The sequence below is a fragment of the Paenibacillus aurantiacus genome (genome assembly GCF_042431225.1).
In the GTDB taxonomy this organism is placed as follows: domain Bacteria; phylum Bacillota; class Bacilli; order Paenibacillales; family Paenibacillaceae; genus Paenibacillus_Z; species Paenibacillus_Z aurantiacus.
Map to the genome: position 1 here is coordinate 67,428 of NZ_JBHMDO010000003.1, position 23,912 is coordinate 91,339.

23 protein-coding genes and 1 other annotated feature are annotated in these 23,912 nt (G+C 55.3%); of the genes, 3 read left to right on the forward strand and 20 right to left on the reverse strand.

The genetic code is table 11. From position 1 onward, the window contains the following. Positions 1–7: 7 nt before the first annotated feature. A complete protein-coding gene (locus tag ACFFSY_RS01150; RefSeq protein ID WP_377488649.1) occupies positions 8–439 on the reverse strand; it encodes an NUDIX hydrolase in 432 nt (143 codons plus the stop codon). A 187-nt stretch (positions 440–626) separates the two neighbouring features. Here ACFFSY_RS01150 and ACFFSY_RS01155 point away from each other — a divergent pair, with 187 nt between their 5' ends. Then, on the forward strand, positions 627–1,592 hold the full coding sequence (locus ACFFSY_RS01155) for an AraC family transcriptional regulator (protein WP_377488652.1): 966 nt from the start codon (positions 627–629) through the stop codon (positions 1,590–1,592). A gap of 24 nt (positions 1,593–1,616) precedes the next feature. After that, positions 1,617–2,972, forward strand: a complete 1,356-nt coding sequence (locus ACFFSY_RS01160; RefSeq protein WP_377488655.1) for a GyrI-like domain-containing protein — start codon at positions 1,617–1,619, stop codon at positions 2,970–2,972. A gap of 86 nt (positions 2,973–3,058) precedes the next feature. Here ACFFSY_RS01160 and ACFFSY_RS01165 read toward each other — a convergent pair whose 3' ends face one another. From ACFFSY_RS01165 to ACFFSY_RS01200, 8 genes are all read right to left on the reverse strand, one after another. Continuing rightward, positions 3,059–3,943 carry a protein phosphatase 2C domain-containing protein gene (locus ACFFSY_RS01165; RefSeq protein WP_377488658.1) on the reverse strand — a complete coding sequence of 295 codons (885 nt, stop codon included), beginning with the start codon at positions 3,941–3,943 and terminating at the stop codon, positions 3,059–3,061. After that, on the reverse strand, positions 3,940–4,467 hold the full coding sequence (locus tag ACFFSY_RS01170; protein ID WP_377488661.1) for a P-loop nucleotide/nucleoside kinase family protein: 528 nt from the start codon (positions 4,465–4,467) through the stop codon (positions 3,940–3,942). The genes ACFFSY_RS01165 and ACFFSY_RS01170 overlap by 4 nt, the downstream gene beginning before the upstream one ends. A 21-nt stretch (positions 4,468–4,488) precedes the next feature. Further along, the gene (locus tag ACFFSY_RS01175) at positions 4,489–5,013 is read right to left on the reverse strand and encodes a hypothetical protein (protein ID WP_377488663.1); all 525 of its coding nucleotides are present in this window, start codon (positions 5,011–5,013) and stop codon (positions 4,489–4,491) included. A 229-nt stretch (positions 5,014–5,242) separates the two neighbouring features. Then, positions 5,243–6,475, reverse strand: coding sequence for a serine hydrolase domain-containing protein (locus ACFFSY_RS01180; RefSeq protein WP_377489651.1), 1,233 nt, complete (start codon positions 6,473–6,475; stop codon positions 5,243–5,245). A gap of 22 nt (positions 6,476–6,497) precedes the next feature. Next, complete coding sequence (locus ACFFSY_RS01185) at positions 6,498–7,361, reverse strand: pentapeptide repeat-containing protein (RefSeq protein WP_377489654.1); 864 nt, start codon at positions 7,359–7,361, stop codon at positions 6,498–6,500. Positions 7,362–7,733: 372 nt separating this feature from the next. Continuing rightward, positions 7,734–8,054, reverse strand: coding sequence for a hypothetical protein (locus ACFFSY_RS01190; RefSeq protein ID WP_377488666.1), 321 nt, complete (start codon positions 8,052–8,054; stop codon positions 7,734–7,736). Between the two features lie 26 nt (positions 8,055–8,080). Beyond that, on the reverse strand, positions 8,081–8,632 hold the full coding sequence (gene lepB, locus ACFFSY_RS01195; RefSeq protein ID WP_377488669.1) for a signal peptidase I: 552 nt from the start codon (positions 8,630–8,632) through the stop codon (positions 8,081–8,083). Positions 8,633–8,939: 307 nt separating this feature from the next. Next, positions 8,940–11,741 (reverse strand): glycoside hydrolase family 3 C-terminal domain-containing protein, encoded by a 2,802-nt coding sequence (locus ACFFSY_RS01200; protein ID WP_377488672.1) that lies wholly within the window; start codon positions 11,739–11,741, stop codon positions 8,940–8,942. A 312-nt stretch (positions 11,742–12,053) separates the two neighbouring features. On the opposite strand from ACFFSY_RS01200, the gene ACFFSY_RS01205 reads away from it, so the two are divergent. After that, on the forward strand, positions 12,054–12,365 hold the full coding sequence (locus ACFFSY_RS01205; RefSeq protein WP_377488675.1) for a Dabb family protein: 312 nt from the start codon (positions 12,054–12,056) through the stop codon (positions 12,363–12,365). Between the two features lie 243 nt (positions 12,366–12,608). On the opposite strand, the gene ACFFSY_RS01210 is transcribed toward ACFFSY_RS01205, so the two are convergent. The 11 genes from ACFFSY_RS01210 to ACFFSY_RS01265 form a co-directional block, all read right to left on the reverse strand. Next, complete coding sequence (locus tag ACFFSY_RS01210; protein WP_377488678.1) at positions 12,609–13,013, reverse strand: hypothetical protein; 405 nt, start codon at positions 13,011–13,013, stop codon at positions 12,609–12,611. 107 nt (positions 13,014–13,120) lie between these two features. After that, positions 13,121–13,717: a TetR/AcrR family transcriptional regulator gene (locus tag ACFFSY_RS01215; protein ID WP_377488681.1), complete on the reverse strand. Its 597-nt coding sequence runs from the start codon at positions 13,715–13,717 to the stop codon at positions 13,121–13,123. A 64-nt stretch (positions 13,718–13,781) separates the two neighbouring features. After that, complete coding sequence (locus ACFFSY_RS01220; RefSeq protein WP_377488684.1) at positions 13,782–15,251, reverse strand: NAD(P)/FAD-dependent oxidoreductase; 1,470 nt, start codon at positions 15,249–15,251, stop codon at positions 13,782–13,784. Between the two features lie 322 nt (positions 15,252–15,573). Beyond that, on the reverse strand, positions 15,574–17,052 hold the full coding sequence (locus ACFFSY_RS01225) for a serine hydrolase domain-containing protein (RefSeq protein WP_377488687.1): 1,479 nt from the start codon (positions 17,050–17,052) through the stop codon (positions 15,574–15,576). A 51-nt stretch (positions 17,053–17,103) separates the two neighbouring features. After that, complete coding sequence (locus ACFFSY_RS01230) at positions 17,104–18,204, reverse strand: HAMP domain-containing sensor histidine kinase (RefSeq protein WP_377488690.1); 1,101 nt, start codon at positions 18,202–18,204, stop codon at positions 17,104–17,106. Further along, a complete protein-coding gene (locus ACFFSY_RS01235) occupies positions 18,189–18,863 on the reverse strand; it encodes a response regulator transcription factor (protein ID WP_377488693.1) in 675 nt (224 codons plus the stop codon). Before ACFFSY_RS01235 ends, ACFFSY_RS01230 begins: the two co-directional genes overlap by 16 nt. Before the next feature lie 90 nt (positions 18,864–18,953). After that, the gene (locus tag ACFFSY_RS01240; RefSeq protein WP_377488696.1) at positions 18,954–19,520 is read right to left on the reverse strand and encodes a DinB family protein; all 567 of its coding nucleotides are present in this window, start codon (positions 19,518–19,520) and stop codon (positions 18,954–18,956) included. Positions 19,521–19,954: 434 nt separating this feature from the next. Next, a complete protein-coding gene (trpS, locus tag ACFFSY_RS01245; RefSeq protein ID WP_377488699.1) occupies positions 19,955–20,941 on the reverse strand; it encodes a tryptophan--tRNA ligase in 987 nt (328 codons plus the stop codon). 44 nt (positions 20,942–20,985) lie between these two features. Continuing rightward, positions 20,986–21,239: a binding site (T-box leader), on the reverse strand. A gap of 35 nt (positions 21,240–21,274) precedes the next feature. Beyond that, on the reverse strand, positions 21,275–21,754 hold the full coding sequence (locus ACFFSY_RS01250; RefSeq protein ID WP_377488702.1) for a CcdC protein domain-containing protein: 480 nt from the start codon (positions 21,752–21,754) through the stop codon (positions 21,275–21,277). Between the two features lie 125 nt (positions 21,755–21,879). Beyond that, positions 21,880–22,590 (reverse strand): DUF899 domain-containing protein, encoded by a 711-nt coding sequence (locus tag ACFFSY_RS01255; protein ID WP_377488705.1) that lies wholly within the window; start codon positions 22,588–22,590, stop codon positions 21,880–21,882. A 399-nt stretch (positions 22,591–22,989) separates the two neighbouring features. Continuing rightward, positions 22,990–23,898: a LysR family transcriptional regulator gene (locus ACFFSY_RS01265; RefSeq protein WP_377489657.1), complete on the reverse strand. Its 909-nt coding sequence runs from the start codon at positions 23,896–23,898 to the stop codon at positions 22,990–22,992. Between the last annotated feature and the right edge of the window lie 14 nt (positions 23,899–23,912).

Consider the following 23,912-nt stretch of genomic DNA (forward strand, 5'->3'; position numbering starts at 1 on the left):
GAATCTATTATTCGAACCACTGCCGCGGCCCGATGATATGGAACAACTGATCATCGCTCTTATTCAACGCATCCTGGATTCGCGCCAGCGTGAAATCGCTGATCGGCCTTGGCAAATCGTCCACATGGAAGTATTGACACGCAATGACTTCCGCCTCATCAGGCCGCGGGGGTTGATGGCTGCTTAGCTTACAGGTGAACACAAAGTGATGCATGTCATGCTCGGGCTCATAATACACGCCGGTCATACGCTCGACGTCCGCTTCCAGTCCGGTCTCCTCCCGCACCTCCCGCGTTGCCGTGCTCGCTGCGGATTCGCTTAGCTCCGATAACCCGCCAGGCAGCTCCCAGTTGTATTTCCCATAGTTATGCTTGACGAGAAGTACTCGTCCTTCGGCATCCAGAATAACCGCCGCTGCTCCTACCGGCTTCCTTGACATGTGACCCTCCCTCTCTTCGTGCTCTCGCTTGTAAATATGTACCATCTACTTGACGAGACATCTCTTCCATTTGTTTCGTTCGCAGCGCAACAACCTCCATAAATTTCCATTCTTAGAAGGGAACGAATGAGCTGCCGGCGAAGAAGTGGCGTACAACGATTCCCATCGACCGGAGGTTATTACCGCCATGGATTCCCGGATTGCCGCCAATGCGGACGCTGCCGCCGCCGCGAAGTCTGTCTTCCGCATCATGCGCCATATTGATACGCATGTGCACGAGAAGCTTCCGCTGGACGAACTCGCCGCGATGGCCTCCTACTCGCCTTACCATTTTCACCGCCTGTTCAAATCGCTGACTGGCATGACGCTGGGCGGTTATGTGCTGGAGCGCCGGATGAGCCTCGTGAAGCGGTATCTCAATCATCACCCGTTGCTTGGCATGACGGGGATCGCCGAGCGTGCCGGCTTCGCTTCGCCGAGCGACTTCTCCCGCGCCTTCAAAGCCCGCTTCGGCGAGACGCCAACGGCCTACCGGGCACGCGTGCAGGGGGAGCGCAAGATTTGTATAGCAGACCGCAAGTTTTTCGAAAGATATTTCACCACGACCTATTACAATAAAAGACAGGAGAACGGCCGCTCCGACATCGAACCGGTTCGAACCTTGAAAGTCACGGTCAAATGGATGCCGCAGTACCGCGTGCTCTACCGCCCGCTGCTCGGCAGCTGCTCGGAGGACATGCTGCAGGACCGCCTGACGGAGGCGTTCCGGCAAGTCGCCGCCATGGCTGCGATCCGGCGCGCCCCCTCATTCCAGACGCTCATGATCGGCAGCTCGCACGAACTGACGCCAATGCCAGACGGACTGTTCCGCTATCGGTTCGACGTCTGCGCGGCGGTCCCCGATACGGTCACCGATGAAGCGGAGCTGCCCGCAGCCGATTTGCCCGGCGGCCTGTACGCCATGATCCGGTTGGCCACCCGTCTGGAAGACGTGCAGGCTGTATTGGACAACTTCTATCGCCAGTGGCTGCCAGCCAGCGGGTACGCGCTCGGCGAAGGGGCCGTGCTAGCGAGCTATGGGTCGGCGGCCGCCTTCCAGCTTGGCTATCCCGCGTATGCGGACTACTGCATCCCGATCGAGGAACGACACTAACACGGGTAAAGGTGGCTATAAACGATGACTCGCGCCGTCAATCAAGAACCGACCGTACGCATGACGACAGTCCCCGCTCGCGATCTGCTTGGCATGAAGGTCGAGACGACCTTCTCCGAAGACCATAAGCACAACATCGCCGGCCAGCTGATGGCCCGGTTCGGGGAATGGCGGGAGATGCACGGCTATACGAACGTGAAGGTTTATTTGCACTCCTTCTTCCCTCCGGATTTCGAGCCGAGCATGCCTTTCGCCATGTTCGCCTGCATCGAGACGGAGACCGTGACGGGCACGGTAGCGCCGGCACCGGAAGGGCTGGAACGCCTCACGCTACCCGCCGTCCAAGCCGCCGTCGTCACGCACGTCGGCCCGATCTCCCGCATTCGGCACACTTATGACTTCTTCCTGAAACGCTGGCTTCCCATGTCCGACTACAAGGAGTCGCATTCGTGGCATTTCCAGCAGTACGATGAACGCTTCAAAGGAGTTCATGACCCAAGCTCGCAGCTCGACATTGTCTTCCCTGTCATGCTGCGCAAGGAACAAGAGGCGCCGCTAGCGGCCGCGGTGCCCTCGCTTAGCTACGACGGTGGCCAGATCGACGTGCTGTGGGATCACCATGCGGATGCCATCCGGTGGTATACGTCGCACTTCAAGTGGAAGAGCGATCCCACCTATGACTGGCGGCAGGATGAGCTCGCCGACGAGGAGAAGATTACGCAGCTGTCCTTCGGCACATGGCTCAAATCCGTGAGGACGAGCCGCAAGCTGCATCACTTGTTCGCCGACCGCGGCGGTCCGGATCCCCATGTGCGCTGGTGCTGGAACACGAAGGATATCGCGGCGGCGCACCGGCAGCTGGCCGCCGAAGGCGTCCGCGTCTCGGACATTTATCCCGGTCCCGGCGATCGGCACTACTTCGATCTATGGGCTTGGGAGGGCACCCGGCTGACCGTCTGCGGCTGGCCGGAGCTTTCGGACGACGCCGGCGCGCTGCTGACGCCCGGCTGGGTTCGCATCGGCGTGTCGGATCTGGCATCTGCCGTGAACTGGTACATCCAATTCGTCGGTATGGACCTCGTAGCGCTCGAGGCGGAGAGCGGCACCGCGATGATGCAGCTCGGCGTGGAACACCATCATGGACGATCGCTCTGGTGGCTGGAGCAGCTGCCGGAAGGCGTCTCGACCGAACCGGTGAACGGCCCGGCCAGACCTTACTGCGTCGTGCACGACAAATGGAAGTTCGAGCGCTACCATCGCTATCTGCGCGAGAGCGGCGTTCCCGTGTCCGAGATATCCGGCAATCCGCCCGTCCTCGGCTTCTCGTGGTTCCATTTCTTCGATCCGGACGGCAACCGGTTCAATATCTATCGGTATTAGAACCGCTGGGTAGGGCTTATGAACGCAGCAAGGGCAGCTGATCGTACGGATCGGCTGCCCTTGCTGGTTAAGCATATTTAACTCAATTACACATGAATGACGACCCCAGTCTTGTCATCCGATTGCTTAAAGCGGATGTAGCGTATACATTCGGGATCGTTCTCTTCCAGTTCAAGCAGCTCCCGTGTGTAGAGCTCTAGCCCTTTGTTCAATATCTCGTGCGCAACAAAGCTCCAATACGGACTCCGCTCGGGCACAATCGGGTTCGGCGGATATAACCCGTCCGTCAACAAAATGATTTGTTTTAGACAGGTCCGGTTGATTCGCCCATATTCAAAAAAACGGGTGGCGCGCTCTTCCCCATTTAGAACGCCATAGCCGCCGTCCATGTTAGACTGGTATCGGTTCTGTCTTAATGTATCGATAACGACTTCATGAAGCTCTTTCTGACTTCTTAAGCCTTTCGTTATCCCTTCCTGCCATTTCACGATCGCTGGGGCCTCTAAGTGCGACACCTGTCTCCAAGTTAACGGGCGAACCTCCTCATTCTCATACACCGCAAGAATCATGCAATCGCCGGTTTGGATATACTCCACGCCATCCTCGTGAATACGAACGATCGCCGCTGCCGCGCCCCACAGCTCTTCTTTTTTATTCGGGTCAATATTCGAAAGCTCCATCTGTTCCCTAAGCTGATCATTGACCTTGCCTAATTGGTCGATTAAGCTTTCATCCTCAGCCAGCGATTCGAAATGTGCTTTAATCAGATTGGCCGCAATAAACCCGCCCGTTTCCCCATTGGCGTTCTGATAAGGCACCAAGGAAGATACCCCGTCCACAACACCATATACGTTTGCGTGGGGGTTCACGATAATCGCATCCTCATTCAGTAGCCCTCCCCCTTTTTGCGTGAGTTGCTCGTAAGTTATCAATCCCTGCACTCCTTTGCAAAAATTATTCGCCACGATCATGATGCGGTCTCGCCGTTTAGAAAGGACAAAATCCTTTCGATACTGAACTCTATATCTCGTACGGTATCGATGACGAGTTCATTCTCGATAAACTCGTTATGAATAGCTTTGTAGTGCGCTTTGAGCTGCGTTAGATCGGTTATCAATTGATTCGGTCGTGGATTGCCGCTGCGCTGGGAGAGTCGCTCTGACCACATGGAATCGTCACTGCACATGCAGTGAATCACTTTGAGTTCACCATTTCTCTCCACAATCCAGCTCCTTAACTTCATCACGTCGTCCGCATTATTCAAGCCGAAATCGAGCATTACAGCACTATTGGATGCCAGCACATGCTGCAGAAATTTATAGAGGAACTCGAAGCATATTTTATTTCGCGCACCATGATCGGAGACATATTCAGCGACGGAATCGTAGATGTCATCCTTATGCAGCACCACAACGTTCATCCGTTTGGCCAATTCCATCGATAGGGTAGATTTGCCTGTACCGGCTTTCCCTCTGAACAAAACAATGGTCGACAAAGTAACCCCTCCGGATTGAAGTCATTTCGTTATTGAAATATCAAACTTCTTCATGAGTTTCTGCGATATACGCAATGCTTCTTCCCGGGTCTGGGCAGGAGCTGCGATTACGAAGCCATTGGACGGGAGCCACGTTCTAGGTTCTCCGCTAAATAAGGTGAGGGAGAATTGCGTAAATCGGTCATTCGTGTACAACATGCCAAAATGATAAATCATAGGCACCGCAATGCCCCCGTTAACTTTATAGCCAGAAAAAATAGGACTAAAATTCCCGCCTTGATAATACAGTAGAAGCTCGGTTTGATCCTCCGGGATTTTGGGAATTCCCTTTCCCTCGAAGCTAACGGAACCTTTGAATGTTCTTGTACCATTCCAGTGATTTTGCAGTTTCCCATCAAGGTGTATCTTCACGTTCTCGAATACCGTATCGTTGCCTAATTGATAATACGCACCTTCTAACGTCGTCTCATACGGTTTGGGTACGAGATACCATACGGAGAATAGCGCTGCGAATAGAATAAGTACGACGGAAAGTTTGACCTTCATTCGTTCCCTCCCCGATCACCCCTTAGGTTACACTGCCGCCGCTCAAAACGAATGACGCTCATACAATCAACGCTATATTACCACTAATTTCCTTTTGTTGTATACGGCCATGAATGCAACGACCAAGCGGCAGCCGGTCGAATGGCCGGCTGCCGCTTGGTGATGATTCACTATCGCTTGCTGTCACGGGTATGAATGCAGCGCGCACCCCTCAGATCCTAGCTCACGGTCAGTCTTCGAGCGCCTGATAGACCGTGGTCCAGAAGTCGTGAATAACCCGCGCTGAGTCCGGGGTGGACATCCCGATCTGAGTGAGCAGAATTCCGGTAAGCTGATTGTCCGGATCGGCATAGGTCGAAGTCCCGCTTCCGCCGTCCCAGCCGAACTGGCCGATGGGCGCGTAGTCGCCGCGGTACGTACGCACCGCCATCCCGAAGCCCCAGCCCCCGTGCTGCCCTTGGCCGAATGAGACATGGACGTTGTTGCGGGCCATGGCGTCTCGGGCGGCTTGCTGCTCGGGCATGAGGCGGTTGGTCGTCATAAGCTGGACAGCGGGCCGAGACAGAATCCGCTCACTCCCGTGCATCCCTTGATTCAGCAGCATCCGATAGTAGGCATGATAGTCGTCGACGGTGGAGGCAAGCCCGCCTCCGCCGCCCTGGAACGCCGGGGGCTGGCTGTGACGTCCCCCTTCGGCCTCGTCCCACACGATGAACGCTCCGGTCTGCGGGTTGGGGGCGTAGAGGGGCGGCAGCCGGTCGATCTTGCCGGCGGGCACGTGGAAACCGGTGTCCTTCATGCCCAGAGGGTCGAAGAGGCGTTCGCGCAGGAACGTCTCGAACGACTGGCCCGTGACCCTGGCGACGAGCACGCCAAGCAGATCGCTGCTAATGTGGTACTGCCAGCGTTCTCCGGGTTGGTGCATGAGGGGAAGCGTGCCAAGGCGGCGCATCCACTCATCCGGCTCCGGCATCGGCTCCGGCAGATCGGGCGTGAGCCCCTGCTCGAAGATCGCGTTCATGATCGGAGCGCCCAGCAGCTCCCTATCTATGCCGAGCCCGAACGTAGAGGTCAGCACATCCCGTACGGTGATCGGCCGCCGTGCCGGCACGGTATCGTCCAGCGGACCGTCGATCCGCTTCAGCACCCGCCGGTCGGCGAGTTCCGGCAGCCACGTCTCGACCAGGTCATCCAGCCGCAGCTTGCACTCGTCGAGCAGGATCATCGCCGCCGCGATCGTGACCGGCTTAGAAGTGGACGCCATCCGGAAGATCGTGTCCCGGCGCATCGGCGCCCCGCCGTCATGACGCATCGTGCCGAGCGCTTCGACGTGCGTCTCGCCGTTCCGGCTGATCAGCGCGACGAGCCCCGGAATCTTCCCGGAATCGACATGCCGCGCCAGCACGTCGCGCATTCTGTTCAGCCCTGCCGCAGAGAAGCCATTGCTGCTTGGTCCCGTCATCTTATTCAATGCGTTCCCCTCCTTATCTCACTGTAACCTTGGACAAATCCGCTTCGATGCCTTTAAGCGCGGCATAGGTCAGCTTATCCATGATCGCGCCGTCGAAGCAGACCGTCTTGATGGCACGGTAGAACTTCCTGGACAGCATAGACCCTTGGAAGGACACGTTCTTGAGCGTCGCGCCCTTGAACGAAACTTCGTTCAACCCCGCTTTGTCGAACTTGACGCCAATGAACGTTTGACCGTCAAAACGCTGCCCTGTCAGATCGGAAGAGGTGAAGTCCACGCCGTCAAACATACAGTTCGCAAAGGTTGCTTTTCTGAGGTCGGTCATCGTCAGCTTGACATCGGTCAGCTTCGCGCCCGTGAATGTCGCGCCATCCAGTCCCGACTTGCTGAAGTTGGTGCGCACCAGGATCGATGCCTTGAAGCTCGCACGCGCAAGGTCAAGGGTGGACAGGTTGCAGTCAGTCAGGTTAGCGCCGTCGAAGCGGGCATCGCGCACGTCGCTGCTGGCGAACGAACTGCCGGTCAAATCCGCGTTCGTGAAGTCCGAGCCGCGCAGCGCGCTGGATGTAAATCTCCCCTTATGCGCAGTTACGCCCGCAAAGTCGCTCTTCGGCAGGTTGCTCGCGCTTAGGTTGGTCACCACCTGTCTTTCCAGCGAGCGGGAAAGATTGGCCACCTCCATGATCGTCTGCTCGATGTCGCCGATACTCGCAATCGTCATCTGAAGCGCCGTCTCTTCATCCTTGCCCTTCGCGCGAAGATCACGGTATTTCTCTTGCAAGTCGGCGAACAGATCGCTCTTCAATTCCGCCACGCTCTTCACCCCGTCGTACGGAGCGAACACGCCGTTCAAATAGTTGTTCAATTTCTCGTTCATCATCAAAAACCTCCCCGTTATAAGTTCTAGCACGCCTTCTGCATACGCTTAGTTGCTTATGCTGATTCATCGCCCCAATACCACTGAATGTCGACGTCTGCCTCAAGCTGCCGGAAGCTTGCGTACATCGTCGCTCCCATACCTGCATAATAAGCCATACTACTATGACTGTCAAGGTAATACTTTCGAGATAATACTTTACCTAAAATAATCGGCGCCGCCTAACAAAAAAACGCGCAGCGCGCGGTTTTCCCATGGTGTAGTGGTTATGTATATGCCAGGGCCATGATACAACTTTCCATGCACAAATCAAAAAGACAGCCGATCGATAGATCAGCTGCCTCCCTTCTCGCATTGAACAGTCGTTAGCGCCTAATCATGCGTGATTTCATGATGCTCGACTTCGCCATTCGCATTAAAATCGAGGCGCAGCAGACGGTCATCTACCCCCAATCCCGCTCTACCTAAATAATACACAAACTGACGGGCAGGCTCATCCTGCTTGTGTTCGGGCTTGCCAAGCAGCTGGATAATGCCGTTCTCCGTCATCCCGATAAGCTCGTAGGTATGGATCAAGTCCTCCACCATACCGGATCGTTGATCCGGTTCGTCGAACCAGGCTGTCTGATCGAATTGGTTACGGCACGAGCAGAGGACGAGCAGGACCAGCAGCGCCAGTACGATCTGCTTCATGATATCGATCCGCTTCAAGCTGCCGCTCAATCAAGCTGGCCGAACACGTTCAGCGGCCAAAGGCGGAAGATCGCTTTGCCTTCCAAGCTGGAGAGGGCGATCGGCCCGAGGTCGCGGCTGTCGGTGCTATGCTCGCGGTTATCCCCCATGACGAACACATGCCCCTCCGGTACGGTATACGGCATGGACAAGCTCCCCGCATAGGTGCTCCCCTTCACATACTTCTCCTCTTGCGGTTCGCCGTTAATATACAATTGCCCTTCGCGGATATCGATCACATCGCCCGGCAGACCGATCAGCCTTTTCACCAGACGCAGTTCATATTCGGGCCCGTTAATGATGACGATATCGCCGCGTTCAGGGGCGTCGAGCCGATAAGATACTTTATCCTCGATGAGTCGTTGGCCTTCGTAGAGCGTGCCCTGCATGGATACGTTGACAACCTCCGTCTGGGCGATCGCATAGTTCTGAATAAGAAGACTCCCTACGATCGCGATCGACAACGTTATCGTCCAGTCCCGGATTTCCCGGGCTACGCTCTTCTTGGCCGTCTGCGTATGCTGCTGCTTCTTGATCATCAACCTTCATTCCCCTTCCGCCAGATATTTGCCTAAAATAACCAATCCTATCCAACTAGACGTTGGAACTAGCAAATAGTTGCAGTTTCATGCGAAAATATCAACCGATCAGGTGCCCGGCACAACTAGCAAATATACAATCAGCCCGAGCGCCCGTTAGGCAAATCGGCATGAATGCACGCGGCATGGCAGGCGACGGAGGCTTACCTGTAACTGAAATGCAAGGCGCAGCAAGAAAGGACCAAACCGAATGGCGGCTTGGTCTCTTGGTCTTGATCGGTTCCGCATGCTTACATGCTGTCCGCGCCTAGCTGCTGCGCTGGAACGTCACCGACTCGATCTGCATGCCCGGCTTGACGGCTTCCAACCGGAGCTCGTAGCGTCCGGCTCCCAGCTCGATCGTGAGCAGCCGCTGCGTTACCCATTTGCCCTCCGTGCCGTTCGTCTGGATCGTCGTGATCAACTGGCCGTTCAAGCTTGCATTGCAAGCGCTCTGCGCCCACAGCGTGTCGGCGGACATGAGCCGGACGATTACCCGGTAGCGGCCGCTCGTCTCCACGTTGAAGCAAGCCGCGCCGCCTACACCGACCTTCACGATCGGCTCCTCCGCGATCGATTGCAGGCGGTCCGCATCAAGGCTCGGATTGCCTTCGAATCGAGGAAGCGACTCTTCCTGCTCCGGCTCTCTGGCGAATACCGGCGCGCCCAGGATGAAGCGGCAAATATTCATGGCGCTGCGCTGCAGCTCGCCGCGGGTCAAGGAACCGTCCGCCAGCGACTGAAGCGTATTGTCGTCCATCACGTTCACTTCGGCCCCGTAATTCGGAACGACCATGTACAGGTCGTTCTGCGCGCGGACCATCGCCCCCGTGTTCTTGATATCCGAGGGCCCGCCGGTCACGGGATCGTTCATTCTCGCCCACCAGTCCGTCATGACGACGCCCGAGAACCCCCACTCCTTGCGCAGAATCGTCGTGTTCAGGTCGTAATTCGACGCCGACCAATGCCCGTTGATCGGGTTGTAGGCCGTCATGATGCAATTGGCGCCGCCCTGCTTCACCGCGATCTCGAAGCCCTTGAGATAAATCTCGCGCACGGCGCGCTCGGAGACGACCGCATCGACCTGATGACGATGCTTCTCCTGGTTGTTGCAGGCGAAGTGCTTCAGCGTCGCATTCGAGCCGCCCTTCATAATCCCGCGCACGCATGCGGCTGCGAACGCGCCCGTCACGAGCGGATCCTCCGAGAAATATTCGAAGTTCCGGCCGTTCAGCGGACTGCGCCGAATATTCATCCCCGGGCCGAGCAGCGTATCGATCTCATTGCGCAGCAGCTCCATGCCTTCCATGACGTACAGCTCTTCCACGAGCGCCGTATTCCACGTCGCCGCGAGCAGCGTGCCGATCGGAACCTGCGTCGCGCGGTGCCCGCCGTCCATGCGGATGCCGGAAGGCCCGTCCGCCGTACAGGCGGTCGGAATGCCGAAGCGCAGCAGCCGCTCGCTTACGCCGCCGAAGGCCGATGCGGTCCCCGGCGTCACGAGCGGGCTTCCCATCCCTTCGCCCCGGACGAGGGCAGCCAGGTCTTCGTCGTTCAGCTGCGCGACGAACGCTTCCAGGCCGATCTTGCCGCCCGCGACATCCTGCAGCGTATATCCAAGGTCGGCGGTCTGCTCCAAGCTCGGCGGGAGGTTCTTCGCGATCCGCTCGTCCATCGCAATCGTCCGCCGCGGCACCTCCGCATAGACCAGCTCGTAGGAACCATCCGGCTTGATCGCGCCCGGCTTCATCCGGGTGAACGATGCCGTCGGCGCCATCGCTTCTTCCAGCTGCTCGATCACGCGAAGCGACTCTACCGTATAACCCGCTTGTGCCTCGACGGCCACCGGCACGACCTGCTTCACGCTATTGCCGACGTAAAGATGGTACGTCCCCGGCTCCAGCACATAAGCCGAGCGGTGGCCCGTGGTACCTTCGTCGTCATACGAGGCCAAAGACGCAACCGGAATGCGAAGCACGAGCTGCTGCGATTCCCCAGGCTGCAGCTCGTCCGTCTTCGCGAACGCGACCAGCGATCTAGCCGGTTTCCCAAGCTTCCCCTGCGGTGCTTCCACGTAGGCTTGAACGACTTCCTTGCCCGAATAGACATTGCCGATATTGGTCACGCGGACGGCGATCTCGAGACAAGCTTGATTGTCATGCATGATTGGCTTGGCTTCCGAAGGGTCCAGCTTGAATTCGGTATACGAGAGCCCGAAGCCGAATGCGTATTGAACGCGATCGGGACGGAACGTCTCGAAGTAACGATACCCGACGTAAATATCCTCTTGGTACAGGTTCTTGTCGTCGCTCCCGTAATTCGCCGTCGACGGGTAATCGCCGATCGAATAGGCGATCGTATCCGTTAACTTGCCGCTCGGCGTCGCCTCGCCGACGAGCACGTCCGCGATCGCGTTGCCTCCCTCCATGCCGCCTTGCCACGCATAGATGACGCCTGGAACGGCGCAGCCTTCCTCCAGCAGCCAGCTCATGTCGATGATGTTGGCGACGTTCAGCACGACGATTGTCTGATCGAAATGCGCGGCGACGCGCTTCAAGACCGCTCGCTCCTCCGGCGTCAGCTGGTAGCTGCCCGGCGTATTCGCATTGTCTTGGTCTTCCCCGGCGGTCCGTCCGATGACGATGATCGCTTTGTCCGATTGGCCGCGAGCCGAGGCCACCAGCTCGTCCGTCAGCGGCATCTCCTTCTGATGCCAAGGCTCCGCCGCCCAGCCGCCGCCGCCGTTATCGAACGGATTATGCGCCAGCCATTGTTCATAGACGGCAGCCAGCTGTTCGTTGACCGCGATCCCTTGCTTGGCGCGAAGACCATCCATCAAGTTCGTCGTATACGCCACGTGAACGCTGCCGCCCGAGCCGGTCCCGCTGCGGTAATAGTTGAACTGCGTTCGGCCGAATACCGCAACGCGGTCTCCCTCGCGCAGCGGAAGTACGTGTCCCTCGTTTCGCAACAATACGGCGCCCTCTGCGGCAGCCTTCCGGCTGAATTCCGCGAATCCCTCGAGCGGAACGCCAATTTGCTTCTTCGCTTTCAACGCATGATCTCCCATGCCTGCTTACCTCCGTTTGAGCTTAAGGCCCTCCCGCACGTAATGAACGAAAGCGCTGCCTGAAGCGTGCTATGGTGTACCTAGTCCCAATGTAACCTCAAACCCGAACGAATGGAACCCCTGAGATTAGCCGAAAAATCATAGGGATTTCTCGCATATTCACCGGCATGGCTCTATTTACGCCTGTCACCTGTTCTGGTCAGTTCATCTACTAGCCGGATGGCATCTTGCGGTTCCTTTCGTCAGGCCGCTTTGCTAGAATGGAAGCAGTCTTAGCAGTTATTGCCATGCTATCAAAAGGAGCGATTGACCATGACGCAGGAGAAAGAGTGGATTTTGCATTCCGTCATTTTCAGCTTGAAACATGCCTCAGGTTCGGAGGAGGAGCAGCGGTTCTTGCAGGATGTCCGGTCCGAGCTGACCGCCATTCCCGTCGTCCGCAACTTCCAGGTGTACCGTCAAGTGAGCCCGAAGAATGAGTACGACTTCGGCTTCGCCATGGAATTCGCCAGCCAAGCCGACTACGAGGCGTACAACGATCATCCGAATCACGTCCGCTTCGTGCAGGAGCGCTGGGTGCCCGAGGTCGAGAAGTTTCTCGAGATCGACTACAAGAAAGACTAGTCCCGCGACCTCGCGTCCTGCGGTTGGTACGTCACTCCGGCCGCTCTTACACCCGTTCCGACGGCCTAACCTGACGGCATTGGCCTCCGATTAGGGGGCTTGTCCATTAGGCGTACCGAGCCGTTCAGCCAAAAAAGGGCATCCCGCCGTCAGCCAAACTGACGAGGGATGCCCCTTTCCCTACAACCTGGACGCACGCATGGCGCAGTCGCTTAAGCGTCTGCTCCCTGCCATTCGTCGTGCCTATTCCTCCTCGCACTCGCAGACAACTTCCGTGAACAAGTTCAAGGGGAACAGCGTCGGCACCCGCCGGCCCGGGTTCTGGACGAACTCGACGAAATTCCGGCCGACGCGGATGAGTCTCCCATTCAGCTCGCCGATATCTTCCGCGGTCGCCGTTAGATCGCAATCCTTCGTCTTTCTCACCCGCTCGTTCGTCACGATGAAGAAGGACGTCTGGAACACGACGACCGTCGACCCGACCGTGAACGAATTCGGCGTCACGTTGGAGAGCTTGCCTGTCGTCCGGGTCAGCTTCGGGAAGCCCGGCTGGAACACCGTCACCGTCCGCCCCACAAGCGGCTGCAGCCGTTGAACAAAGGTAATGTTCTGCGGAGCCGGACATCCTCGAATATTAATATTGCTCACTCGATCTCCCCCTCATAACCTCTTCATTGACCCTATTAATGTATGCGGTCTCCGAGAGTCTGCTTGGGTGATCTGGCCGGCTTCCGCCCGCCTGTCTGACAGAAGATCTACAGGGGGCTAATTAACCGAAGCAGCATATCGACCTTCGGCATCCGGTAGTCCTCTCCCCCGTTCGAATGAATCACCATGATGCCGGAGAGTATCGTTAAATAACAAGCAATTAACTCTCCGGGATCTCCTGCCCGTAATTCTCCGGCTTGCTGACCTTCTTGGAATATCGGAAGCAGGGCATCGATATACATCTCCATCGAATATTGCTCCAGAAGCTGCTTCACCTGCTCCGGTACGCCGTCGGACGTACGCGCTTGGTGGATAAGCATGAAGTACGGGGCTCCGCCCTCATCCAGCATTTCCGTCGTCAATACCCTGATTTTCTGGATAGGCGTGCCCGGTAGTTCATAGATGCTTCGAATCGCTACTTCCGTCTCGGACATCGCCTCTTGCACGAGGGTCGTGAACAACTCCTCTTTGGATTTGAAATAATGGTACAGCAATCCGCTGCTAATGCCCGCGGTTTCAGCGATCATGCTCATCTTGGCGCTAAGGATGCCTTTCCGGGCAAAAACCTGGATAGCCGCCGCCTTGATTTGCTCTCGTCGTTCGTCGCGGATCTGAACCAATTGTTCATCGTTTAACGGTGCCACTATCGCGAGCTCCTCTACCTAATTGTTGGATACCTCCATTATACCAAATCTCATCGCGGCCTTATTACGCAAATGGGGCATCCGAGAAGCGAGGCAGCAGTTGCTCCAGCCTCTCTTCAGTCGTCTCTCCGGTCGCCAGCTTCTGCTCAAGACCGGACAGCAGCAGCTTTCCTTCATCCGAGGCAGATAGAACTTCGATAACCATTTGCGGGTTGAAAATGTTCCGTGGGGATACGGATAGCGTGTTCACGCCCCAATAGAGCCCGTAAAGCCGCCAATCCGGCTTGCTCGTCGCTTGTTTGAGGAACAGCTCCATATAATCCCGGCTAAAAGCATTGCCCGCGCTCGAATCCGAACCCTCGTACACAACGCCCTCCCACCGGAGGTCAGCCGTACAATTCAGCCAGAAGGCCGGCTCAATTGCTTCTTTGATCCGTTGAAGCGCATTCCGCTCCCAATCCGGCCGTTCATCGCCGCTTCGTTCCAGCAGGCAGGACGCCAATATCTCCGTCGCGATCGCCGCAACGGTCATCCCTTGACCGAAGATCGGGTCGTAGATGCAGTAAGCGTCTCCCAATACGAGCAGACCCGCAGGCCAGCGGGACATCTGCTCATAACGATGACAATACAGCTCCGGAACTCGGAAGCCTCTAGGAGAAGCGATCGGCTCCAGATCGCGCACGATGTCCGCTATCTTGGGGCTCGGCAGCTGGCTCAAGGCTTGCTCGAATTCGTCGGCATCCGTCGGAGGGTAATTCCCGCCCGGACGATAGAGCAGCACCTCGGCCGTTCCATGCTCAATAAAGGAGAATACGCCCGTATAGGTACCGGAGGCCGGCTGTCCCTGGATATTGATGACATCCCAGTGGTCGATTAGCGAGGTTAGCTGCGGCGGCACTTTATAACGGCGGGTGCTGTATCCAAGCGAGACCTTCAACCGATCCGGTTGAGGGACTTCGTAACCCAGGTCTTCCAGCCATGCCGAAAGTTTGGAGGACCGCCCGCTCGCATCAATAACGAGATCAGCTTGAATCGCCTTTTCTGTATGGGATTGATCGCGATCTCTAGCTTGGATGCCGGTCACGACTAACCGATCGGCGGTCGTCAACAACCCGATAACATCGTGCTTGGGCAGGAAGTGTATGTTTGGAATGGCGTTGACGCGCTGGCGGATCACCCACTCCAACACGGCCCGGCTGAATTTGTAATCATTCCGGTCGTATTTCATCTCCAGACTCCCGTGCTGGTTCATGAAGAACAAAGCTTTGTTCAGCGAGCTAGGCGATCCTAGCGCTGCCAAATCCTGCTCATACCCCGGAAAGAGCCGCTCCGTGATTGCTTTGCCGCGCGATGTGAAACGATGCGGATGGAAGGCCTGCGGCGTGCCCGGACGAAGGCCGGGCTCGGATGGAAACTCGTCTTTCTCGACGATCACGACCTCCTTGTAATGATCCGAGAGTACGCGCGCCGTCATTAATCCCGCCATACCTCCGCCGATAACGATCGCTTTGCTGCGGTTCAGATGAGTTGTCATTATAAATCCTCTCCATTCTTAATTGACTCGATCAATCAACAATTCGGCAGGAAAAGTTCATGGATGGGTTTAAATAAGATCGTTAGCATTTTTTTGATTGAACGGTTCATTCAATGTTATTGTATGGGGTTCTCCAATTTTTGTCAACAGGCATGGGAAGTTATTTTTCTCGCCTGAACGGATGACGAGAAGGCAGCCGATGGTTTGGTCGGCTGCCTTCTTGACTAGATTGCGCTATCGTTCTCCGTTTTGCTTAATAAGATACCGTGGGGATCATGACTACGCCCAGCAGCGACTTCCTTCCGCTTAGACACTTAGACCGCTAGTCGACCTCCAAATGGACCTTCTTGGCATGCTGAACATAGGCGTAATAATACCAGGCAATCAAATGAACGATATTCATAAGCGACCATACAATCAGCCATAGGATTAGAGATGAAATCGTCATCCAGATGCCGATCCAAGGCACTACACGCCCTCCGCCGATAAACGTAAGCAATGAGGAGAGGGAGAAGAGAATCAGGATCGGGATCAGCCTTACGATCGTCATCCGAACTAACTTGCCGGCCGATAGACGTTTCTTCTTCCGACGAATGCGATAGCATGCATAGACGCCCCATGCTACCGTCGCGAGGATCAGGGCAAGCATGATCGTCTCTATGCTGCCGCCGGTAAGCGAAGGGGTTGCGGCCTGCTCCCCCCTCATAATCGCCGCGATTCCATCGACGAACGCCTCGTAATTCACGAAAGCGTTCAAGCCGGAATTAAACATCACGGCGATCCCCATCCGCTCATCCAAATAGACCGTTTCTTCCGACTTATACGTCCAGAAAATCCCGCTGTGGGAAATCGTCCGGCCGCCGGATTCATCTTGGCCAGCCATCCAGCCCATTCCATAAGGGCTTACCTCTCCGGCTGCATGGTATTGTTGCATCAGCGCAGGGGACAGGAGATCGCCGCTGTACTGCGCAAGCATCCAACGTGACATATCTTCCGCGGTTGAAACAATGCCGGCTGGACCATCAATGAACCACAGCGGCTGCTCCGGGCGGCTGACGGAACGTCCCAAGATGAAGTAATGCCCCGACGGAATCGCGTCATTCCCATTGATTTGCTTAGTCGTGCCGACGCTGAAGGTATCGTTCATGCCCAGCGGTTTGAATATATGCTGCTTCAGGTAATCCGAGAAATGCTCTCCGCTGACGCTTGCCACGAGATTCGCCAGCAGCGCGTAATTGGGATTATGGTAGCTGTAGGACTTGCCGGGGTCTTGGTCAAGCTGAACGTCGTTCAAAATTCGGTTCGCCTCTTGCAGGGATTGGATTTGCGGCGATCTCGTCATATCCGGATTGGATTTGTCATTCAGCCCGCTGGTCTGATTCAATAATTGGCGGACGGTAATGCCGAGAACGCGTGGATCCCGCGGCGAGAGTTCGGGAAAATAAGAAGCGTACGTCGCGTCAAGGTCGATCAAGCCCTGATCCGCCAGCTGAAGCACGGCCAAGGCGGTAAATGACTTGCTTAACGAAGCAATCGGGAACGGGGTATCGCCCGTTATCGTTCGGCCATCCTCGAATGTCCCATAGCCTTTCGCGTAGAAAACCCCTTCGTTCTGCGCAATGGCCAGCGACGCGCTTTCGATATGATTGGCCTTCATGCCCCGCTTCATATACTCGTCGATGTTACGCAACACTTCCGTACGGTCTTGACCTTCCTTCGCAAATACGGACGACGCACATACGGAACCAAACAGCAGTAAGCAGCCGATTGCGATGAACATGGCTTTTTGAAGTTTCGACATCCTAGCACTCCCTCAACTCAAGATAAGGAAATACTATCGGATAAATCTCAACTATTTATCAACCCCGAACCCAAAGTGCGCCGTCACGCTTCCTCCCCCTTGAGGCTGGTTGCCGACTTGCAGGCTTCCCTCATGTTTGTCGCACAGCACCTTGCAAATATAAAGACCCAACCCCCGATGTTCGCTCGAGTCCCACATCTCCCCGCGATAAAATGGAAGCACCGCCTTGTGAAGGGTTTCATCCGGGAATCCGGGTCCGTCATCCGTGACGGTAATCGTGAATGAGCCCTCTTGAACGACATAGCGAACGTTCACCTGAGCGGCCGCGTAGCGAATGGCATTAGCCATCAAGTTCTCGAACACCTGCATGACGAGATAGGTATCCACGTTGAGGTTGATGGCGGTATTCGCCTCTTCCATGGAAGAGACGAGGCGCTTGCCAGATTGCCCTATTATTTGTTCGGCGCACTCATTCAGCATTGCCGTTAACGGGATCATCTCGATTGGGCGGCGGTGCACCGGAACATCCTCCAGCTTCTGAATCGAGCTCATGGCTTCGGCATAGCTTTCCAGACGTACAATGTGTTGGCTCATGGTATGAACCAGCTCCAGCACCTTTTCCTCCGACAACTTCTTCTCAGGCAAATAGGTGGCGAGAAACTCGGCGTATCCTTTCAACACCGACAGCGGCGTCCTTAGGTCATGGGCAAAAATCGCATTGAGCTGTTTGCGCTCCTCGACCGAACGCCACAGCGTCATGATATTCCTCTCCAGCTGCGAGCGCATGTTCTCGAATGCCGCGACCAACTCCCCCATCTCGTCGCCGCTGTCGTAGGAGATGCGGAAGCCGAGATTGTTCGCCGAGATGTGCTCGGATGCTTGCTTCAATAGCGCCAGCGGCCGTTGTAGTTTCCATTTGTAGAATAGAATGGCCATGGCGACGATTCCCGCAGCCACGGTTAGCAGCACCGCCGCGACGAGGGAAGGCAGCACCCAATCCGTCTCGCCGAAGCGCTTCTTCATGTACTCCGCCCAGGCGAACTCCATGGTGATGACGGCCAGTACGCCGATGAGCGTGAGGACGCATAATAGGATGAAAGCTTGCAGCAAGGTAAGTCGCTTGAGCAGCAGCCGATTCAAGAGCTTTGCCATTTGTAACCGACTCCCCAAACGGTCTCGATTCGGTCCGTGCAGCCGACTTCCTTTAACTTGGCACGAATCCGCCGGATATGCTCCGCGATCACGCTGCTGTCACCTTCATCGTTCAAGTCCCAGAGCTTCTCGTACATCCGCTCCTTCGCGAACACCATGCCGGGATGCGTGGTCAGCAGCTCGATAATGTCGAACTCCTTCTTCGCCAGCGCAATTCGGGTGTCCCGGTAGTAGAGTTCCCGGGCCGTATAGTCAATGACCAAATCATCATTAAACTTCACCGTGGCTTTGGTTTGGATGCGCTGTTCCCTGCGCAAATGCGCTTCGACCCTGGCGCCCAGCTCGCGAATGCTGAACGGTTTGAGGATATAGTCATCGCCCCCGGCCTGAAATCCGGCTATTTTATCGGCATCCTCGATTCGAGCGGTTAAGAATAAGATCGGGCAGGAGACGAAGTTTCTGATTCGCTCGCATAATTCAAGGCCGTTCTGCCCCGGCATATTGATATCCATCAGGACGAGATCCGGTTGTTGTTCCACCTTCCGCAGCGCCTCTTGGCTGTCCTTGGCGGTCAGAACGAAATACCCGTTGATTTCAAAGTAATCGGTCAGCAGCTTTCGCAGATCGGCTTCATCGTCCACGATCAGAATTTTAGGCATCGCTACTACTTCCTTCGCATCCACCTGTTCGCATATAGCGCCTCCCTGGATAGTTGTAACTTTCTCCGCAGCTTTATTCAATTCTCTGGTTCAACTTATATATGTGGCAAACTCATCTCTTACCTTTTGCATTTGTACAAGATGGCGTTTGGCATGCTGACATAAGAAATAGATATATTGGTAAACATCAATCTTCCCGAGTGCGTTGACCGACATGGTGGTTTGATACAAAATCCCTTCACCGTTCGGTATTTCATGGAGAATGTCTTGGCATTCCTTGACCTGCTCTTCAAGTTTGCTCTTAATTTGGGATAGCGGAATGCTGCCGACAGGCTCCATATGTTCGGGTCTGATCCAGACGAATGACTTATGCCGGGCGATCTGGTCAAGCTCATCTAGGTTGTACGTATAGTCTAGAACGGCCTGTTGTAAATCTTTCTTCGCTGCAAGTTCTTTCGCCTTGTTCTTTCCCTTCCGAATCAAAATCAATAAAAATTGATTGGTTAAGGTGACGTGCTCTAGGATCTCTTCAATGCTCCAACCTTCTTTGGGTTTATAGCCGAGCAATTCTGGCTGTACGTCGAACCATGAATCGTAAGCAATTCGTGTTCGCGCAAGCTCATCTTCTATAAACCGTATGGTTGTCTCTATTGTCATCGACTTCCCGCCTTCCGTTTTCCTTTGAATGCCACGCCAATTGCACTACCAATCACGATACCCGCAACTGATACAAGTAACGATAGGAAAAGGATCATACCTAAGGCATTGTTTTCTTCCGTTTGTTTAGCCGGTTCGCTGATGCCTATCCACACAATGAGAAACAACGCCAAATCAATTACATAATTGGCTAGCGATGTCAAAATCGTCATCCCTCTTTTTTGAGCAGCCAACCTAGTCAATAACGCGGCTGCCGCGGGGAATAAGACGATACTTATTACAAGCATCTCAACCGGGTAAGCGGAACGTCCCATCATCCAAACATACAGGAGGAATATCATGAAGTAAGGTAAAGCAATACGTTGTGTGAATAAAAAAGATCTGATGAGACATTCTCCTCTAATTCAAATTAGTTAGACATCGATTCTTCCGCTTCATTCAAACGTAACAAACCCCATTGCCTTCTTCGCCTTAAGCAGCGTCTCATTGGCGACCTCGGCTGCTCGTGCCGCGCCGTCTTTCAGCACGCGGGTCAATTCCTCCGAATGTACGATCTCGTGATAGCGCTGCTGGATGGGCAGCAGCTTCTCGATGACGATCTCCGCGAGGTGCTTTTTGAACCCGCCATAGCCTTGCCCTTCATACTGACGCTCAATCTTCTCGATCGGTTCGCCCGAGAAGACGGCATAGATTTCGATCAGATTGCTCACCGCCGGCTTATTCTCCCAATCATAGCGAACGCTCATCTCGGAATCCGTCACCGCGCGGGCGAATTTCTTCCGGATGTCTTCGGGCGAATCCAGCATGAGCACGTAGCTGCTGACGTTCGGGTTGCTCTTGCTCATCTTCTTCGATGGATCGTCCAAGCCCATAATTCGGGAACCGATCGTCGGAATGATAGGTTCAGGCATCGCGAATGTCGGGCCGAACCGGTTGTTGAAGCGCTCGGCCAAATCCCGCGTCAATTCCAAATGCTGCTTCTGATCGTCCCCCACCGGAACATGGGTCGCCTGATACAGTAAGATATCCGCCGCCATCAAAGCCGGGTATGTGAATAACGCCGAGCTGACCGCTTCTTTCCCGTCCGACTTCTCCTTGAATTGCGTCATGCGGTTCAGCTCGCCGACATGCGCTTGGGTCTCCATCAGCCAGCCTAATTCCGCATGGGCAGCAACCTGGGATTGGAAGAAAATAACCGATCTGCGTGGATCGATGCCCGCCGCGATATAGAAGGCCGCGATATCCCTCGAACGCCGGTACAGCTCCTTCGGGTCCTGCATAACGGTTACCGCATGCAGATCCGGAATAAAGAAGAAGCAGTCATACGCCTCCTGCATTGCAACAAATGGATGCAGCGCCCCGCCGAAACCGCCGATATTCAGCTCGCCGCTTGGTTTGATGCCCGATAACACGCGTTTCATCCCGTCAGCTCCTCCTTCGTAATAACAAAAAACACTTCATCCCCAAAAGGGACGAAGTGTTCACTCCGCGATACCACCCGAATTCGATCCATGATCGCACTCTCACGTGTCACGACAACTAACACGCGTCCCCAAGATAACGGAGGGACTTGCCGTCAACGCCTACTGATTGCACGCGCAACGTTCGGATTGAAGCGACAGGAGCCATTCGCCTGCGTCATTGTGCCGGACCTTCCACCACTTGCCGGCTCGCTGAGACAATGACCATCAGGGTACTCGTTCCCATCATGGCTGTTGGATATGTTTTACAGTATAGTCGTCTGGCGGCTAATGTCAAGCGTGATTACGAAGGCCGCCGAAAGCGCGGATGCCTCGGAATTTCACGAAACTCGCCACTCGCCACGTTACGATATAGCCCAAGGTGAAGAGGTTGCACAGAAAGCCAAGCGTGCTCGGATCGATGGATGTGATCAAGGCGATTGCCACAAATCGAAGCGCGAACAACAGGAGCAGCAGCGCAAAAACCGTCTTATTCCGCTTGATGAACGTATTGCCGCCGCGTACTTCGAAGCCGGTCGTCGCAATCAGCGGAATCGAGACGATCATTCCGATCGCCAGCGCCAGGATGGCTTGCTCGCCGCTGATATGCAGCGAAGGATCGAACAGCTGCATCAGCGAAGTCGATACGAACGCGATCGGCAGCAGCAAGGTGATGCCCGACTTCTTCAATGGCTTCTTCATACCGCTTAATTGTCCCCGCAGGATGAAAAAGAAAATCAAAACCGAAATCATCATCGATACCGTTGTATTCATCATCAACACTCCCTCAAAGTTCTTATGGCTTTATTATCGCCTGTAAGGGAGTGAATCCATAGTGAGTCTCATCATCGAATCAAGGTGACATTCGTCATATGCCATCACAGCTCTTGAACGAAAGCCTAGCGGCAGCAGGAATCGGAATGATTGGCATGTTCGTACTTATCGTGGTGTCGCCACCACGTATACGGCTTGGTTTGCGGCCATCCTGAAGGAGAATCCTCCCACTCTTCTTGACGGCCGAACGGCGTCAGGTCGAGAAGATTGAAGTGGTTGTTGAGCCTGTCGGTACCGCGAGCCGTGGTATAGTAAGTCCGAAAGATGCTCTCGCCATCGCGGAGGAAGACGCTAAATCCCGGTATTTCCCTATTGTCCGTCGTGGCTCCAAAATCATGATTAAAGTCGCTGCCCGTTGAAGAGACCCATGGAATCGTCCAGCCCATACGCTTTCGGAATCGCTCGATTTGCTCTAACGGCGCACGCGAAACGAGGACCAGCGTGGTATCACGGGCATGCAGATGAGCGGGATGTCCGATGCTGTCGACCAGCATGGAGCAACCTACACAGCCTTCTTGCCAACTGGGATCGAACATGAAGTGATACACGATGAGCTGTCTACGCCCCTCGAACAGTTCAAGCAGGCTCGTCTTCCCGTCCTTCCCTTCGAGCGCATAATCCTTGTCGATCGGGACCATCGGCAGCCTGCGTCGTGCCGCGGCAAGCGCGTCCAGCGCGCGGGTCGCTTCCTTCTCCTTGCGAAGCAATTCATCGCGAGCGGCCAACCATTCTTCTTGGGACACGATTTGCGGAAGTGCTGCACGGCTTTGACTCAATTGAATCCCTCCAGTGTCGATTGTTTTCCGTACATTCCCAACAATATCATCGAACGCCCCGGATCATTTCTTCTCTATTGCTAAATTGGGAGAACTACCCCAATGGACGCTCATCCGAACGAATCCATCAATGATGAAACAACCGAATACCCGAATAGGCCATGACCATGCCATATTCACTCGCCGCCTCGACGACCTGTTCATCGCGCACGGAACTACCGGTCCGAACCACGTATCGAACCCCGCTTTGAGCGGCTCGATCGAGGTTATCACGGAACGGAAGGAACGCATCGGAAGCATAAGGCTGTAAAGTCTTCATTCATCCAGCCGTCAACGGCGTTATTGATCTCCGCGCGGGATAAGCCGGGACGGAAATCCATGCGCTGCGCAAGCGGGTGTCTATACAGGCTGATTATCCTCCCCTATAGCGAGGACCTCCCGTGCTGCTTCGATGAATGCTGTCATGATCGGTGAAAGCCACTTGTCCTTATGCCATAACATCTGCGTATATACATGCAAGTCTGGGATTTGCCACGGAAGCACAACAAGCTCGCCCCGTTCCACTTCGGCTTGCGCGACGACTTCGGGAAGGAAGGCAATGCCGATGCCCGTGATGGCGCATTGCTTAATGGCTTCGGCATTTTGAAACTCCAAATACGTGATCGTATCAATGCCCTCTTGCTCGAATGACCGGTCGAACATCGTCCGATACGTACATCCCTTCTCATTCGTCAGGAACACTTCTCCGTGGAAATCTTCCAGTTGTAGGACAGGTCGTGCCGCAAGCGGATGGTCTGGAGCGGCGAAGAAGCGAAACGTCTCCTCCAGCATCGGTTCCACGGCAAGTCCCGTTGACCGAATCGGTTCATCCAATGCAAAGACGACATCCGCCGTTCCCTCAAAGAGCGTCTGCTTGAGCTGCTGATTCGGAACGGAGCGGAAGATGAGGCGAACGCCTGGATAGCGCGAACGAAAGAGATGGAAGACGACGGGAAGCCGATAGGCGCATAGCACCTCGTTGGCGCTGATCGTCACGGTGCCGGTTAACTGGTCGGTGTCATGCACGACGCTGCGAGCTTCGTCCAATTTATCCAGCACGCTGTGGACATAGGTTAAGAAGCGTTGACCCTCCGGCGTGAGAACGAGCTGCTTGCCCAAGCGGTCAAAGAGGCGAACGCCAAGCTCATCCTCCAAAGCCTTGATTTGCATCGTGACGTTGGAGGGGACGTAGTTCAGCGCTTCCGCCGCCCGACTGAAATTCAACGTGGACGCAACCGTGCGGAACGTATTCAGCTGGCGTAATTCCATCATCCGCTCCCCCT